This window comes from Paenibacillus sp. FSL L8-0435 (genome assembly GCF_037965655.1).
Classification (GTDB): Bacteria; Bacillota; Bacilli; order Paenibacillales; family Paenibacillaceae; genus Paenibacillus.
Window position 1 is genome coordinate 4012639 of the sequence record NZ_CP150185.1, and the last position, 15967, is coordinate 4028605.

Annotated in this window: 13 protein-coding genes and 1 riboswitch; all 13 genes read right to left on the reverse strand. The window is 44.4% G+C overall.

What is annotated here, in order from left to right:
* Window positions 1-8 precede the first annotated feature (8 nt).
* The 13 genes from NST33_RS17380 to NST33_RS17440 all read right to left on the reverse strand — a co-directional run bounded on the left by NST33_RS17380 (window position 9) and on the right by NST33_RS17440 (window position 15887).
* Window positions 9-677, reverse strand: coding sequence for a thiamine phosphate synthase (locus NST33_RS17380; protein ID WP_221821647.1), 669 nt, complete (start codon window positions 675-677; stop codon window positions 9-11).
* A gap of 224 nt (window positions 678-901) precedes the next feature.
* Window positions 902-1011: riboswitch (TPP riboswitch) on the reverse strand.
* Window positions 1012-1087: 76 nt separating this feature from the next.
* Window positions 1088-2638: an ABC-F family ATP-binding cassette domain-containing protein gene (locus NST33_RS17385; protein ID WP_221821648.1), complete on the reverse strand. Its 1551-nt coding sequence runs from the start codon at window positions 2636-2638 to the stop codon at window positions 1088-1090.
* Between the two features lie 137 nt (window positions 2639-2775).
* Window positions 2776-3819 (reverse strand): hypothetical protein, encoded by a 1044-nt coding sequence (locus NST33_RS17390; RefSeq protein WP_221821649.1) that lies wholly within the window; start codon window positions 3817-3819, stop codon window positions 2776-2778.
* 21 nt (window positions 3820-3840) lie between these two features.
* The gene (gene ltrA / locus NST33_RS17395; RefSeq protein WP_285080847.1) at window positions 3841-5646 is read right to left on the reverse strand and encodes a group II intron reverse transcriptase/maturase; all 1806 of its coding nucleotides are present in this window, start codon (window positions 5644-5646) and stop codon (window positions 3841-3843) included.
* A gap of 696 nt (window positions 5647-6342) precedes the next feature.
* A complete protein-coding gene (locus NST33_RS17400) occupies window positions 6343-6897 on the reverse strand; it encodes a hypothetical protein (protein WP_221821652.1) in 555 nt (184 codons plus the stop codon).
* Window positions 6894-7292 carry a hypothetical protein gene (locus tag NST33_RS17405; protein ID WP_339304196.1) on the reverse strand — a complete coding sequence of 133 codons (399 nt, stop codon included), beginning with the start codon at window positions 7290-7292 and terminating at the stop codon, window positions 6894-6896. The genes NST33_RS17400 and NST33_RS17405 overlap by 4 nt, the downstream gene beginning before the upstream one ends.
* Window positions 7293-7308: 16 nt before the next feature.
* Window positions 7309-7794 carry a hypothetical protein gene (locus tag NST33_RS17410; protein ID WP_062834890.1) on the reverse strand — a complete coding sequence of 162 codons (486 nt, stop codon included), beginning with the start codon at window positions 7792-7794 and terminating at the stop codon, window positions 7309-7311.
* Window positions 7795-7856: 62 nt separating this feature from the next.
* Window positions 7857-9923 (reverse strand): hypothetical protein, encoded by a 2067-nt coding sequence (locus NST33_RS17415; RefSeq protein WP_221821657.1) that lies wholly within the window; start codon window positions 9921-9923, stop codon window positions 7857-7859.
* Window positions 9913-11739, reverse strand: a complete 1827-nt coding sequence (locus NST33_RS17420; RefSeq protein WP_221821658.1) for an ATPase, T2SS/T4P/T4SS family — start codon at window positions 11737-11739, stop codon at window positions 9913-9915. The genes NST33_RS17415 and NST33_RS17420 overlap by 11 nt, the downstream gene beginning before the upstream one ends.
* A 7-nt stretch (window positions 11740-11746) precedes the next feature.
* Complete coding sequence (locus tag NST33_RS17425) at window positions 11747-12577, reverse strand: ParA family protein (RefSeq protein ID WP_221821659.1); 831 nt, start codon at window positions 12575-12577, stop codon at window positions 11747-11749.
* On the reverse strand, window positions 12574-13287 hold the full coding sequence (locus NST33_RS17430; RefSeq protein WP_221821662.1) for a hypothetical protein: 714 nt from the start codon (window positions 13285-13287) through the stop codon (window positions 12574-12576). The genes NST33_RS17425 and NST33_RS17430 overlap by 4 nt, the downstream gene beginning before the upstream one ends.
* 75 nt (window positions 13288-13362) lie before the next feature.
* Entirely contained in the window at window positions 13363-14382 is a 1020-nt protein-coding gene (locus NST33_RS17435; protein ID WP_221821664.1) for an SAF domain-containing protein, read from the reverse strand.
* Between the two features lie 26 nt (window positions 14383-14408).
* Window positions 14409-15887, reverse strand: a complete 1479-nt coding sequence (locus tag NST33_RS17440; protein ID WP_221821665.1) for a serine/threonine protein kinase — start codon at window positions 15885-15887, stop codon at window positions 14409-14411.
* Window positions 15888-15967 lie beyond the last annotated feature (80 nt).

The following is a 15967-nucleotide window of genomic DNA, read 5'->3' on the forward strand; positions in this document are numbered from 1 at the left end:
CTCCTTGATTAGCGGCTCAAACTTTCTGTACCAACGCCAACGATAGCCTGCCTTAACGATGCAGCCGCCTGATCCGGGGAATCGCTCGCCCAGACATTCGAGATCACAGCAACTCCCTGAGCGCCTGCAGAGCGAATAGCGTGAATGTTTCCCGGTTCGATGCCACCGATCGCCATGACAGGAATGGAGACACCGGAGCACACTTCAGCCAGAGCATATAATCCTCTTGGTTCAAGATCAGGCTTACTGTTGGTTGAGAAGACATGCCCGAAGAATAGGTAATCGGCTCCCCGTTCTTCAGCGATTTTTGCCTCATCGAGTGAATGAACAGATACACCCAGACGAAGTCGCTGCACATTGCTTATAACAGCAGGGTTGTAGTTACGTATCACATCTTGCCCCCAGTGTACACCGCCATAGATGTCATTCTGTGGTGGCAGTTCTGAGCCATTGATAACGATGCGACAAGATGGAACACCAACGTTACGCAGACTTTCAGCCCAACCGATCTTGTCTTGCAATGTGAGTTGTTTTTCTCGTATGTGAATATAGTCCACCAAAGGCCAAACGTCCTTTGCAGCTTTTACAAAAGATGCTTGATCCCCTGTACCCGTAGATACAACATGCAATTCAAATGATTCTTGAACATGTTCATGAGAAATTACCGTACTGTTCATCTCCTTCCAGACGTGAATGCTATGAAAACACAAAAAAGCCACTCCCGTAGGGGAGTGGCTGCGTATTATTATAGAACCAGATGACTGACTGATACATACAGTTCATTTCGTGCAATAAAGCTATAGACCCTATAGCCATAACGTTATACACGCAACTGCATGTTTCAATTCGTTAAGCAGACGGTTGAAATCCTTTGAATTGCCGTTTGCTCACGTCATTCACTGAAACGCGCTCGCCACTTCCCTACGCTGGTATGATCCAGATCAGGTGCAAAGGGTCCGGAATCGCATTCTTCCATCTCAGCCGCATCGTGCGGCCCCCCTAGTGTTCATATGAAGTTGTAGCCTATGTTACCATAGACGGTTTTTTTTGTCACCGTCATTTCTGTTAAACATTGTCTTGAATCGCCCTAGTTTGTCTCAGACCATTCTTCTACATTCCATGTTTTGGTGACCCAACCCTCGTAGAAATCAGGTTCATGAGATACCAGTAACACCGTTCCCTTGAATTCTTGCAAAGCACGCTGCAACTCCGCTTTGGCTGTGACATCGAGATGGTTTGTCGGCTCATCGAATAAAATCCAGTTGCTTTCACGCATCAAGAGTTTGCATAAACGAACCTTGGCTTGCTCTCCACCACTCAGCATGTTAAGCGGACGGGTAATGTGCTCATTTTTCAACCCACAGCGTGCGAGATGACCCCGGACCTCATTCTGGGTCAAATGTGAAAACTCATTCCAAACATCCTCAATCGGCGTGATATTTCCAGCACGAACTTCCTGTTCAAAATAGGCCGTTTCGAGATAATCTCCCAAGAAGGTCTTTCCACTCAGTGGAGATATTTTGCCCAGAATAGTTTTCAGCAGTGTCGATTTACCCACACCATTACAACCTACGATGGCAATTTTTTCACCACGTTCAATTGTCATCGTCATTTTGGGCAGCAAAGGATACGTATATCCAATTTCAAAATCAATACCCTCAAAGACCGTTTTGCTGCTCGCACGGGCATCCTTGAATTTAAACGTTGGTTTGGCCGCTTCATCTGGGCGATCAATACGTTCAATTCTGTCCAGCTGCTTCTCCCGGCTCTTCGCTCGACCTGATGTTGAAGCACGTGCCTTGTTACGCTGAATGAAATCTTCCTGCTTCTTGATGTACTCTTGCTGCTTCTCGTATGCATCAATATGCTGGGCTTTATTCATATCAGCCATCTCAAGGAACTTGTTATAGTTCGCTGCATATCTCGTTAATTTGGCAAATTCCAAATGATAAATGACATTTACGACTTCATTCATGAATTCCGTGTCATGGGAGATTAAGAGAAACGCGTGAGGGTAGTCCTTCAGGTAACGTGACAGCCATTCAATATGCTCTACGTCCAGATAGTTGGTCGGCTCATCCAGCAAAAGTGCTGTAGGTTTCTCGAGCAGAAGCTTGGCAAGAAGCACCTTGGTACGTTGTCCACCACTTAGAGCTGCGACATCTCGATCAAGACCAATTGCGGACAAACCAAGACCATTGGCCATCTCTTCCACTTTTACGTCAATCAGATAAAAGTCGCCCTGTTCCAGTTGTTCCTGAATATCGCCCATCTCTTCCAGCAACTGCTCCAACTTATCTGGATCTGCATCTGCCATCTGGTCCGTAATATTCATCATTTCTTTTTCCAATTCAAGCAACGGAAGGAATGCATCCTTAAGAACGTCACGAATGGTTTTGCCTGGCGTAAGCTTTGTATGCTGATCCAGATATCCATAACGAACCTTAGGTGTCCATTCCACTTTTCCACTATCTTTAAGCAATTTACCGGTAAGGATGTTCATTAATGTGGATTTACCCACACCATTGGCACCAACAAGTCCTACGCGCTCTCCGGCAAGTAAACGAAACGATACATTTTTAAATAACGTGCGATCTCCAAAATTGTGACTCACGTTCTCTACTGACAATAAACTCATAAGATGAGGTAGCTCCTATCTATTAGACATTACTTTTGTGATTGTTCCGAAACCCTATTCTAGCACAAGTCCCGTCTTTTCTGAAAGTAATGTAAACAGCTCAGGAACCTCTTCCATGATTTTGTCATACAGGCTCCCTACCGATTAGAGCATTTATATTCGAAATAGCCTTGTGCAGCTGCTTGTCTTGCGTCTGTGAATACCTCTTCAGCACGGTATCCATTACCACATGTGGAGGGATAGTAGTACTTGATACCCGTTAAAGGATCTACCCCACCTACGATGGCCGTTTTCTTCACAAGTCTGCCTCCACCAATTGCGTAATTGTTGATTTTCTGGTCACCCACACCTATACCTTGGATAAAGGCCATAATCCCTGTATCGTTAATGGAGTTGTACCAATCTTCCTGCGCAATCAGGGGCATCGTAAACGTATAGGAAATACCGTTCTTTCTGGCAAACTCATTATGGCGGTTAATCACATCAGCCAGATCATCCTGCACAGCAGTCACAATCTGGCTTTGTCTAACTTGCTCAAATACGCTGGTATTCTGAAGTAAAGGAATCTGTGTGGTTGAAGCCAGTTCTTTTTGAAATCCCTCAATCCATTTCCCTGCGTTTGCGTCATAGGCATATACGTAGTCGTCCAGTGTAAAGTTAATACTGTTACCATTAGAATCTGAATATGTATAAGGTTTCTTGGGGCTCCATACTTGCCTGAAAGAACCTTCAAGGTTACCCGTCATCTCTGTTTCTGTGGACAACATATAATAGCCATCATAATCCAGAATAACCACGGCAGGAATGTAATTAAACATGTTTCGAATAGCAACGGGATCATTCTGAATCCCCATATTCAAAGCCATCGTCTGCGTAAATGTCAACAAGGCGAGCTCCTTGTCCGCTTTAACAAACTTGGTTGAATCATAACCTGCTTCATCATTTTGTTTCTCATTCTGATGCATCACCGCACCTGCATCCATAACTGCGGTTTGAAGTGCAGATCTGTATCGTTGACCAAGATATTGAGCCTCTTCGGCATCTTGGGTATGGAGTGAGATGATCCAGAAGAGCGGGAAGAAGATCAGCACGAATACAATGGACAGCTCAATAGAAATAGGTAAGGATTTGATATAATCACCGCCTTTTCCCCTTCTCCACACCGTGCGTGCGACTTTCATCGCACACGGCGCTCCATCTTTTTAGATTTTTATTACAATAGGTTCCAAGTTACTCATTTTTCGGTACAGGTTGATTTTCTGAATCGTAGAGTCTGAAAATCCAAACGGCGACATGAGTTTGACAATCGTCTCTGATTTTGTAGCATGAACAAGTTTATGGATATCTTTGTGTAGAATACGTAGATTGCTAAAATCGTCTGTCCCACCTAAATGGATTGGCAAAAGATGATGGCAATGCACGTAATCAGCAGTTAGTAAAATGCCAGATATCTCGCATTTGCCACCCTGCATACTATATCTACTCAGTCTGTTATCCAGGTATTCAATGCTACGGTTTGGTATGTTTGACTGCATTAGTTTAATTAGTTCATATCTAATATCCGTCTTTAAATCCCTATGAAGTCTCTTTCTTCCTTCTGATGTATACGGATTTAACGTCTGCTGAAAGCATAGGTTGTTAACCGTTTTTACATCTCTGAACGGAAAGAGATATACACCTGCGACCTTAAAGGTTCTATATCTGTTCCTGTAGAACTTCTTGAAGGTTGGCGGGGCATTATCAGGATATTGGTATTTACCAATAACTTTGAGACGATTGTATGTGAATGCTTTCAGATCAAAGGCAAGTCGTGAGAACTCTACACTAACATGTGTTGCACGTGAAAAGTAATTGTGTAAACCAAGTACAAAGCTATTGAAGAGAAGAGCGTTTTGAGTAATTGGTGCTTTGTGCAGATTCTTAATGCGCTCTCTTGCTTGCTTCTTGATTTCTGCTCTCTTCTTTTCATTTATACCCGTATAGGCGACTCTTCTTTTTCCTTTTTTCTCAGCCCATATTGTGAATCCCAGGAAATCAGATTTACGTTTCCTGAGGTTTACAATCTGTGATTTTTCGGGTGAGATGTCTAGTTTAAGGCGGTCTCTAAGATAGAGTCTTACAGCGTGATACCACTTCTGAGCTGATTTCCAATCCCGACAAAGAATTTTAAAATCATCGGCGTATCGCACAATATATCCTTCTTTAAGATTGGTTTTCTTGAGTGCTCTGATCCTGTGATAGTCTCCTGCATAGGCGTATTGAGTTTCGAAGTTTGTCCATTGTCCTGCAACCCACTGATCCAAGTCATTTAATACTACATTTGACAGGAGAGGAGATAAGATTCCACCTTGTGGTGTGCCTTTCAACGGTATCCCTTCATCTTCAATTTCAGCTTTAAGCATTTTGCTGATGATTCGAAGTACTCTTTTATCCCTAATACCCATATTCCATAGTTGTTTCAAAAGCAATGTGTGGTTCACATTATCGAAGAATCCTTGAATATCAACATCAACGACATAATGGAGATTGGTTGTGTTTATAAGATGTTGTACTCTCGCTAGAGCGTTGTGTGTTGATCTTACCGGTCTAAACCCGTAACTATGTTTATAGAAGTAAGCTTCCGCAATTGGTTCAATAATTTGTTTAAAACATTGCTGAATGATTCTGTCAACTATGCATGGAATGCCTAACGGTCTTTTCTTTCCATTAGGTTTTGGTATAAGGACTCGCCTAACCTTTTTGGGTTGATAATTCAAAAGCTTGTTTCTTACGTGGCTCACAATCTCTTCTTCTGTTAGTGTCTTTATATTCTCTATGGTTTTGCCATCTGTTCCTGGTGTAAGTGAGCCTTTGTTTGATTTAATTGTTCGAAAAGCTAGGAGGATGTTCTGATGTGAGTTTATTAGCCCGTATAAATTATCGAACTTTTTTCTTCCTAGTGCTTTTTCGTGTAAATCAGTAAAAGTACTCGTCATGTCGTAGTAGTCCCAGTATCGAAGAGTTTGCACTGTGGCTTCACCTCCTTACGGTGATTCCCCACGTTCCTACCTGATCGGTGCAATTCACTTTTCGGAAAAATTGTTTATTATCTAAAAAGACTTGAGGCTGTTCCTCCGTAGCCATTACAGCCACTTCATTGGTCGTGCCTCTACTCTCACAAGGATTAGTACATTTCAGCAAATTTCTGCCTTATAGTAGACGTCTAGGATGACAGTCCTGTAAATCGACGTTCCTTGCTTTCCTTGTACCTTGTGACCTAGCTATGCTTGCTAGACCTTAGGTGCCTCCTTTGAGCCTGTGGACTTGATATCGCCATTGTTCGATATAGCGTGTTTCCTAGACTACAATCGTACTCTACGCTATCCACCCTGACTTCTGTCAGTACATATGTTTCCATATGTTATGAATTTAGACCCGTACATTCGGAGGTTCGTCAGGTTTTTTACAACCATTCTCACCATAGTCCGCTTTTCAGCCATCCGGCATATCAGTTAGCATACCTTCTCAATAGAGTGGCTCCAGCTTCCCTTCTGCCGACTTCACCTGTGCTTCATACCCGACACGCTGTCCGTGTCACGCACGCAGGAGATTAACGGAATTGTTTCAGGATACATGGTTCCCTCTTTCCAATTCTCGGTCGCAAAGTTGGACTTATTTAGTTAAGTCCCCGCTTTTCCCGAATTGTTCGGTTATAGCGGAACAAGTCACACGTAATCTTCATTGAGAACCATACCTCCGTATGTTACAAATACCGCTGAAGCCTGAGCCGTACCACTCAACCATTCACGAATGAGCATGGAAGGTGTACGATTTGTATTTTGGAGCGTCACGGTGAAAAAATCCCCTGTGGTCAACGTATATCTTCGGCCAGGATCATCAACCGGTATCACACCTGAGGATGGGAATAGTCGCTCTCGAATCTGAGCTGCATAATATCCATCCTGAACTACCTCGTAAGTTCCGGTAAAACTGTTACGGTCCATCGGGTCTGTATAGTGAGGTACATATTTCTTATGCAAATGTTCCATCGACACCTCATACAGATTGCCCGTCTGGGCCAGTTGCTCCTCAAACTCAGCCAACATTCGAGGTGAAATATACCCTTTCGTTCGGACAGCATCAACAAAACGTGTTACATTCTGAACAGCCGTCATACGTGCTATATCATCCTGCCGATCAGCTGTTTCAGCAGCTGGGTACACATAGAGCAAAAGGACTGCGAGCAATACGGCAAGCAGCTTGGATGCGGCATTAATCAATTCACACTGGCCTCCTTCCAAAAAACAATCTTGAGCAGTTCTCCAGTTTCATTTCGTATAAACTCCGGACTGTAGGTGGCATCGAGCTGGACAGGAATAGTCGCTGTTTTGCTGACAAGTGGATCGATCACATACGAAGTTCCATCTACCTCTACAGGAATGCCTGTGCCTGTCATCTGTCTTACGGTATGCAACACTTCCGCACCACTATACTGATACGGATTGGTGGTATGCAGTGTTGTTGTCAGCCGGCCTTCCATGCCTGCTTTTGTCTGAACTCTGTCGTTTAAGACCGCTGATAAAATCTTAACATTATGTTGCCCATACAGGCAGGCTGTCACAAACAGGACAACCGCCGTACAAAACAACATGAGATGCTGGGTATTCCGGGACATGTTAAACCAACTCCTGTCAGGATTGCTGGAAGATCAGCCCTCTTACCACGTTGGATCGGTCTTTTACGATAATGGCTTTGAATTTACCACTTGGATTGACATATTGATTGTCTTTTTCACTCATGGTCTGGTTAATAATCCCCACTTTATCGTCAGGCGCAATAACCGAGCCGTAGTCCGCATTATTGAGATCCTGTGAAATATTCAATTGATTACCGTACCATTGACCCGCTTTATTTTTACCTGTAATGACTTGAATACCGAACTGATCCTTGTCCGCATATTTACGCAGCGCATTGGTTACCTGTGATCCACTGATAGTTGTTCCGTCATATACTGTAAATGCAGCCTGGGACAACTCGGTTTGGATATCAGCAAAATTGTTCTGGGCCGTCTTGGTTGCCTCCTGAGCTGAAATAAACAACAGAACTACAATTGTGATCAAAGCGATTGTTAAAAATATCCCTGCTGCCACCTTTAAAGCGCTTGATGCATTGTTCATAATAAATCCTCCCAAGTTATAAGTTATTGAACTATTTCAGACTTTCACACAGATGAATTGTGCTACAGTTTCTGAATTTGCTCATAATAAATGCTCATCTGCAAGAAACTCATACCAACCAATGGAATAACCAGATACAAAAAGATAAGGGCGTACATAGGTGTAAATCCAATGGTTCTCCCCCAAGATGCTTTGACATCTATCATTTTGCTGTACTCCTGCTTGCGTTGTTCAAAATAAAATGCCATCATGCTCTCGAGATCATCGAAGGCTTCACGTATTGAGATTTTGCCAAGGGCAAGCTGCAATTTATCAACCAGTCGCTGGAACTCGGGCAAGCCCGCCTCTTCCTTTAATTGCTCAAGTGCAAGCTCTGGTCCATGTTCAAAATGCAACAAACATTTTTGCAACGGGCGCTTGAAAATGACGGCAAATCGATTAAGCCATTCCAATATCTCCTCGACTGACATTCGGTCCATCTCACGCAAAATGGATATCACTGTCTGGAATTGATAGATTTCATGTCGCATATCCAACCTTCGCATTTTCCGCTGAAATATCATGAGCCATACGGGCATGTAGTACCCTGCTGCACCCATGAGAATGGCTATAATCATTTCCCACCAGCGTACATACTGCTTGTTATACACCTCAAATTTCTGCATAATGCGCGCGATCGTCTCAGCCTGAGTATCATGGTCCAACTGAACGGGAGATAACTGCTGTAACGCTTTGGAGACTTCTTCGTATGTAGCTCCTCGGTTCATTTCTACACTTTTCAGTACGGATTGATCTAATGCTGTTTTTTCCTCAGCTTTCCTGAGATCCGCTTCAGCCATTGCACCAAACATTCGATCATCCCGGATCGGATCATGCAAGATGTGGTTACGTTCAACCTGGTGCAACAACAAGATGCAACCCATTGTAAGGACCAAACAACCTGCGAATAACATCACTCGTCGAATGGCAAGCCATTCAAATTTCAACTCTGAGCTGCTCTCCCTCATGAGCCGTATCGTTTGACTGTACTGTGCACTGCCAGGTTTTGCTGCAAACAACATTGCCAATTTCCGTATGAAGGTTTGCCTGTACAGAAACTGATCCAACCATGAATGCTTATGCCCTGACCGGTAACGGGTCTCATCGTATTGCTGGAGCCTTTGCAAAAGCAAATAAGCAAGGATAATGATGACATAGATCGATATTTTGGTAACAAAACCGACTTTGCTGCGATAAAATTCATCCATCGTTGGGAAACTGACTCTGGCCCAGCGTTCGATCGGAGCGGTGAATAATACCGGAGCGAGCGCGATGATATTAAGTCCTTTGAGCAGGTAATCCAATTTATCACGCCGCAAAATCTCCAAATGAATCTCCTGAGTTAGGTTACCAAGTCCTTTGAGATAAATAGAGCCTTGTGCCCTGTCCTTATCCCCAAACTCCATGACCATATAGGAAACGCCAGCGAATCCTTTGAGAAAACGGTTGGGAGCCACTTCATAATAACGCTCAAGTGCTTCATTTGGATCTGGAGAAGTCAGAGCTTCGTAGATCAGTCTTACCTGTTCTGCCGCTTCTCCTGTACCTGCTTCAGCGGCTTCATAGAGCGCTTCCTCAACCATGCCATGCTGATGATACCGATGCCTTACATCTGCGAAGATATCCAACATCTGCACCAGCAACCTTTTCTCCATACGACTGAGGCACATATCTAATACCAGACTGTTTAGCACCACAGCACAGAGTACAGAAAGTATTACAAAAGCGATACCCGGCTGTAGTAAAAACAGAATGACACTTATGCCTCCATAACCTCCAAGAATAATCAGAACCACTGTCATCGTCAGTCTGCGAAGTGAAGGCTCATCCCCAACATGGCGGAATGAAATACGTTTCTGAACCTGTAGAATATAAGCTGATAGCAGTGGCACTTTCATTCCAAGACGATAGGACTGCAACAAGATTGATCCCAATCCCTTGAATCCCTTCCCGCTAGGAGCAAAAATCACGCCGGATTGAATTGCTGAACCACCTCCTCTGTGACGTAACATACTTAAAACCAGAAGTGTGATCAGCAAACCTCCTGCACAAATACTTAATACGAGGAGCAGAATCCATTTAATTGTCATACTGATCACCCCAGTGTTGCTTCATAAACTGTTCAAACTTCTCAGCATCCTGTAATGTCATCTGTTCTCGCATATCCATCATGCATCCAGAGGAGATTGGTGCTGTTGCAACATACGCTCCATCTCTGTACTCCACAACATTACGAAATGTAAAACCTGCCCTCTCTTCCACGCTGTCACCTTGATTCGCACGAGGAAGACATTCCGTAATCCGTTCGATATATCTTCGTCCCTCAGCATCTTTCTTCATATGAACATCGAAATTGATGACACTCACAACCTGCTCCTCAGCAATATGCTCATGCTGGAACATACCTGTCTTGAGCAAGGAATTACGGAGGGAGAAGACCAGATCACGAAACGTTTTGGCATGGTGGGTAAACAGGGTGAACAGACTGGCTACCTGAGACATTTGAATCATCCATGCGGCCACTTCATCACTCGCTACCTCACCAAGAATATTGACGGTACCATCCGTTTTTTTCTGCAAATCAAGCCCTTGTTGACCTGAGATGTGTTCAGTCTCTCGGAAACTCAAAATATTACGTCGGCTATAAATCCGTCTTAATTGAAGTTCAAACGCCATCTCCTGCACCCGAAGGGTGTACGATGCATAGATGTGTTTGACCATAGCCATAAGCAACGTTGTTTTACCAGAACCCTGTGCACCGGTTACAGCTGTAATCCGGCTTCCTTTCATCAGGTATTGAAGCAGGGTTATTGGCAGATCTGCGTTGTTACCCGTAATCAATTGTTCAAGTGAAGCATTCGGAATATCGAACTTCCGGACGAAGAATGCCCACGATTCTGCAAAAGGAGGACGAACAACAACGACACGGGAGCCGTCTTTCATCTCGTTCACCTTGTATCCACTTGCTTCCGACAGCTGTCCGGGATAATTGTATTTGTATATATTCTGGCATACCCTTTTCAGTTCACGGATGCTTCCGAACGACAGAAAGGATAGATGAATGGACTTACCTTTATAAAAAATCCAGACACTTTCCATGCCGCTAAGCGGTTCTTCATGTGCATCATCCTCCAGTCCTTGATCCAGCAAATCATTCCATGATGCCGGTTTTCGAAGTCCCGTATTATGAACAGCATCAAGCATACCGCTGACACCACCACTAACGCCGTCAATCCGTTGGTCCCTTATCTCATCAACAACCGAGAACCCTTTATAATGTTGATAGATACGTTGCACGATAATATCCGTCTTTTCTCTGAATCCAAGCTCTCGATATTCGCACTCGAACACATACTGAATATCCTCCTCAGAAATATAATAACTTCCTCCATCGTCCGTACCTTCCTCCATTCGCAGCCTTCCCAGATCGTAGGTATCAATCATGCGGGAGATTGCATCCACACCGAATTGCTGTCGGTACAGATAAAACACAATTTCGAATCGGTCCTGGATCGTCAACAAATCTGGTTCTGCAAACAAAATAACTTCATCTACATTTGACTTGTTCAGCCCTATGCTTCGGGTCAGCAGATCCCCTATCAGATTTTTGACATACGTTTTGTCGCTGACACTGCCTGAGACACAGCCCTTCAGTGCTTTTCTCATCTCGGCACGTTGATTAATTCTTCGACGATATTCTTCTTCATGCAGACCCGCATCCGCGAGCTGACTATGACTAAGCTCATGAAGTGAGTTCTTCACCTTCTCAATCAACATGTCAATCGTGAATGATTCCTGTTCAGGAACACGAGCATTCTTTTCACGAAGAAACGTTTTATACTTGAACCAGATATAAGTCAGGCACAGAATCAAAATTAAACTTATCCATATGGTATTCCAGAGCATCGGAGGTTCAGGCTCCCCTTTCCAGCCTCTTCAGAACTGTGCGCATACCTGCACCGTCCATAATCAGGCGAGCGAGTTCGCTCATGCTTGCAGCAAAGCTCCCTTTACGAATATCCTTATCCTCAGTCAAACTTTCCAACTGCAAGTACCTGGCGACATCTCGCCGATTCATTGCATCCAGGTATCCGGTTGTGTACGGTATCGCAGATATCGTGCCTTTGTATCTGAACTGGCGCCGAATATTGGAAAGCGTTGCACGGGCATGCGAATCGTATTTGTTAATTACAACATGTATATTCATATTGTTCATTCGTTCTGGCAGGATCTCTTCAAAGAACAACTCCAGATTTCGCATATTTTGATCGAGATTAATTACAACATAGTCCGCCTGTTGCAGCTTGAGCTGTGAATCCACACCAGCATGATCCGCATCCAGAAGAACCAGATCATAATACTCGTTAGCTACATTCAGCAGCTTTTTCACAGTCTCACCATGTTCCTGCGGGGAACGTTCCATCTCATCCATTCTTCCGGTTAGGAAATCAAGTCTTTCTTTCAGAAGTGGCTTGGTATAATCCCTGAGATTGTGCTTATTCAGACTTCCGCTCGAATGCAGCCGTTCAATCGCATCCCAGCCACCCTCTTCGAAGGAGAACATTAAATCCGCTGAATCCGTATCTTTGGACGGTAGAGCAGCTTCTGTGCCAGTTCCTGCAACGCCTGCATTAACAAGTAACACTCTTGTCTTGTAGTGGAGTGCCATCGCATAAGCACTAATTAATGTGCTTGAAGTACAACCTGTTCCTGCAAAAGGGCTCCAAAAGGTAATGGTGCTCATGCTCTCATCCTCTCTGCTTCTTTCATCGCACGACGACTGCGAACACTTTCCCAACCTGTTAACTGCTCGACCACGCGACACAACGATTTTTTGTAATTTCGTGACAAAGGTCCAAGATGAACTCGGCGATGATGCTCATTCTCAAGCTTAACCGCCGCTGTTAACTCATCCCACGGAAGAACTAAAGATTCTCCTGTCCACACAAACGGACTGCCCTCCAGATACGCCCACAGATAACGAGCTTCAAGCTTGCAGTCAACCCCGTTAATTAAGAGCCGCTGAAATGGCAGCTCACCAGGTAATGACTGTTCTTCAAGCAACCGCTTCAACCAGCCCTTACCACGTTCCAGATTGTAACGCTCATAATCACTCACCCAGACTCTTACATCGGCATTCAGCCAGAGATTACGGGATGCAAAATGCGAGGTCTCCATGTCATATAACACATAGTCATAACTGTCCAATCGCTCTCCATTTACTTCAAGATGATTCTCTACAGCTGCTGAAGTGACAAAATGACAAGCGATATCAAATCCCTCAAATTCCGCAATTCGCAAAGACTGTTGACTGTCACCAACACCGTACCCATACTTCTGTTGTAAGGTTCCATCTACGAGTAAGACCTTGTTGCCTGTTGAAGCCAATATCTTGCAAAGATATAACATCAGATCATTCTTCTCACATAAACCCGCAAAGATCCATGTATGCATAGATGTTACAACTCCTTTCTTTTTCTTAAACCCCTTGTTATCTGAATTATCCTAAAGTAAACCTCGGATTTCGCTCTATTCTCCACCCGTTAACAAGCTCTGCTGTTCTGTTTGTAAAGCTTCAGCAGGATCATTTACACTTCCAGCATTAGCTCCTGCTCCGTTACCTGAACCATCATTCCACATCACTCCATCCGACGTTGCCGGATTATTTGATGATGGACGACTGTTATATGTAACTGAGGATTGTGCCACATCCTGTTCAACCCCTTTTGACGGTGCTGTCATGGAGGCGGCCAGTGAACTTTCAAGCGAACTTCGCACCTGTCTGGATAATTCCTGTTCGGCTCGTCGAACAATATTCGGATCACTCTCCAGCAGTTTTAACACTTCTGAATTGGCAGGATACGTCGCGATTGCAGGTGTCTGAAACTGTGGTTCTACATAGGTTAAGGCATAGATTGAAGCTTTATGTAAATAGGCATCTACAATTGCACTTGAGAGTGACAGAATCTCTTCCTCCGTCATCGTAATCCATAAGGTAGCTGCATTGAGTCGTTCCACTTTTTTCTTCGATAAGAGAACATAGTCCTGTCCTGTAGGGAATTGGATACGAACATCAATAATATCTCCCTTAACGAGTGAGGACGGCAGTAATACAACTTGCAGCTCTCGATTTCTTAAATCAGGCGGAGCCGGTACATCCTCATACACCATCTCGGTGGTAATGGCTGTTCCTTTTTTCAACTCTATTTTGGCCACTTGGCCTTCCATCTGCTTGGTACTGGACCAGAGGTTTCGCGGTGCTTGTGCATCCGGAACAGCAATGAGCTTCAGATCCTCCGGTAATATCGGTTCACCTGCTTCAATATCCCGAATCGTAACCCATCCTTGTGCTCCCGAATCCCATTGTTGCTTTAATTCAGCTTCCTTTTCCTCATATGCCGATAAATAACGGGCTTCTACAGCTGACCTGACATCCCCCATCGTTTTGACATTGTAAATAACATATCCTCCGAACACCAACCCTACGGCTCCTGCTCCGATAAGTCCGGCATAGATCAGTTGACGGCTTTGTTTTCTTAATTTAGACAAAAGAGGCTCTCCTTTCGTAATCTCTTCTAATCATGCACTTTCCTTCGTGAAAAGAACGAACGTTTCTTGGGGTGTTGTGCCATCATATGCATTAAAATATGTGAAAACACTCTATCCGTCTGTGCGTCCTTGTCAAAAGGGTCGATATGTAACGGCAGACTATATACACTCGATGTATCCAGAACTTTACGAATGCGCTGAACAGCTTCACTTGCTGCCAAGGGCAGACAATATATCCATTTCTCTCGTGGATACCGATGATGTGATCGAACAAAAGCGCCAATCTCCGCCTGTCTCCATTCGGCACCTGAGCCTATCACAATCGGCAGATCTGCACGCAGGAATTCTTCCAGCCGGTTCTGGTCCTGACCACTACCAAGATCCATCACGATGAATTGATAACTCCCCCCAAGCAAAGACAAAATATCCGCTCGCCCGGATTGTTTCCAATAATGCACACCATCCACTGCAAACTGTCTGCCTGCTGGCACCGGTTTACCCGCTTGAGCGATTTGTTGAATCCTTGCAAAGGATTGAGAGCGAGGTGACATTTCAATCACAGCTACTTTGAAGTTTTGCCTTTCGAGATAATGACTGATAGCTATAGCCGTGTGGGTAACCCCTACACCAGATGAAGCACCAGTCAGGGCAATAACTCTTGTTCCCCCATTCAAGGTCATCGTTGTATCTCCACCGGGCATTGTTCCGCCGGGTATTCGGAGCAGTTCCTTCCTTACCTCATCAGCAGATTGGAATCGCTCTTCGGCATTATACCTTAACAGTCTTCTCGCCACAGGGATGTATGTCCGCGGAACATCACTCCGGATAGAGCTTTCCACACCCTGAATCCATTCCGTATAGGCCCCACTTGTCATAAGATACAGGAGCAATGCTCCGAGTCCATATAGATCTGAACGCGCATCGGTCTGACCCGAGCCATATTGTTCTGGAGCGGCAAAACCAGCTGTTCCCAACTTAACGGTATCTTCAGCACTTTGCGGTTTGTAACTTCTGGCGATGCCAAAATCAATTAATCTTACTTCATGTTCCGGCGTGATCATGATGTTTGATGGTTTCAGATCCCTATAGATCACAGGTGGATTCAGATTATGCAAATAACTCAACACATCCAGCAATTGAAGTACAAGCTCCGTCAACTGCTCCATTGGGATCTTCCCACGACACTGCTTGAAATACTCACTGAGCGTTAACCCGTCGATGTATTCCATCACCAAGTATGTGTACCCGTCTTCATCCGGAACAAAAAAATCAACGATTTGCGGCAATCTTGGATGACGAAGAGATGTCAGAAGAGCGGCTTCCGTCTCCATACTGCCTTCATATGGCATAATCGTTACGCTTTCTTTAATTGCCCATAACTTGCCCGGCAACTTCAGATCCTCCGCCTCGTATACATGGCTCATTCCGCCTGTTCCCAGAATGGATACGATACGATATCTACCTCCCAGCAGGCTTCCGCGTTCCAGCCTGGCCGGATGTCTCATACCAATTCCTCCTTTAATACACAACAAAAAAGGGAAAGCCTCACCGAAGAAGAACAGACCGGATATCCGGTTTCGTTCAC

Excerpts from the sequence above, each read along its gene's own strand:
- NST33_RS17380 (WP_221821647.1), bottom strand. The coding sequence starts at position 677 with ATGAACAGTACGGTAATTTCTCATGAACATGTTCAAGAATCATTTGAA.
- NST33_RS17385 (WP_221821648.1), bottom strand. The coding sequence starts at position 2,638 with ATGAGTTTATTGTCAGTAGAGAACGTGAGTCACAATTTTGGAGATCGC.
- NST33_RS17390 (WP_221821649.1), bottom strand. The coding sequence starts at position 3,819 with ATGAAAGTCGCACGCACGGTGTGGAGAAGGGGAAAAGGCGGTGATTAT.
- NST33_RS17405 (WP_339304196.1), bottom strand. The coding sequence starts at position 7,292 with ATGTCCCGGAATACCCAGCATCTCATGTTGTTTTGTACGGCGGTTGTC.
- NST33_RS17410 (WP_062834890.1), bottom strand. The coding sequence starts at position 7,794 with ATGAACAATGCATCAAGCGCTTTAAAGGTGGCAGCAGGGATATTTTTA.
- NST33_RS17415 (WP_221821657.1), bottom strand. The coding sequence starts at position 9,923 with ATGACAATTAAATGGATTCTGCTCCTCGTATTAAGTATTTGTGCAGGA.
- NST33_RS17420 (WP_221821658.1), bottom strand. The coding sequence starts at position 11,739 with ATGCTCTGGAATACCATATGGATAAGTTTAATTTTGATTCTGTGCCTG.
- NST33_RS17425 (WP_221821659.1), bottom strand. The coding sequence starts at position 12,577 with ATGAGCACCATTACCTTTTGGAGCCCTTTTGCAGGAACAGGTTGTACT.
- NST33_RS17430 (WP_221821662.1), bottom strand. The coding sequence starts at position 13,287 with ATGCATACATGGATCTTTGCGGGTTTATGTGAGAAGAATGATCTGATG.
- NST33_RS17440 (WP_221821665.1), bottom strand. The coding sequence starts at position 15,887 with ATGAGACATCCGGCCAGGCTGGAACGCGGAAGCCTGCTGGGAGGTAGA.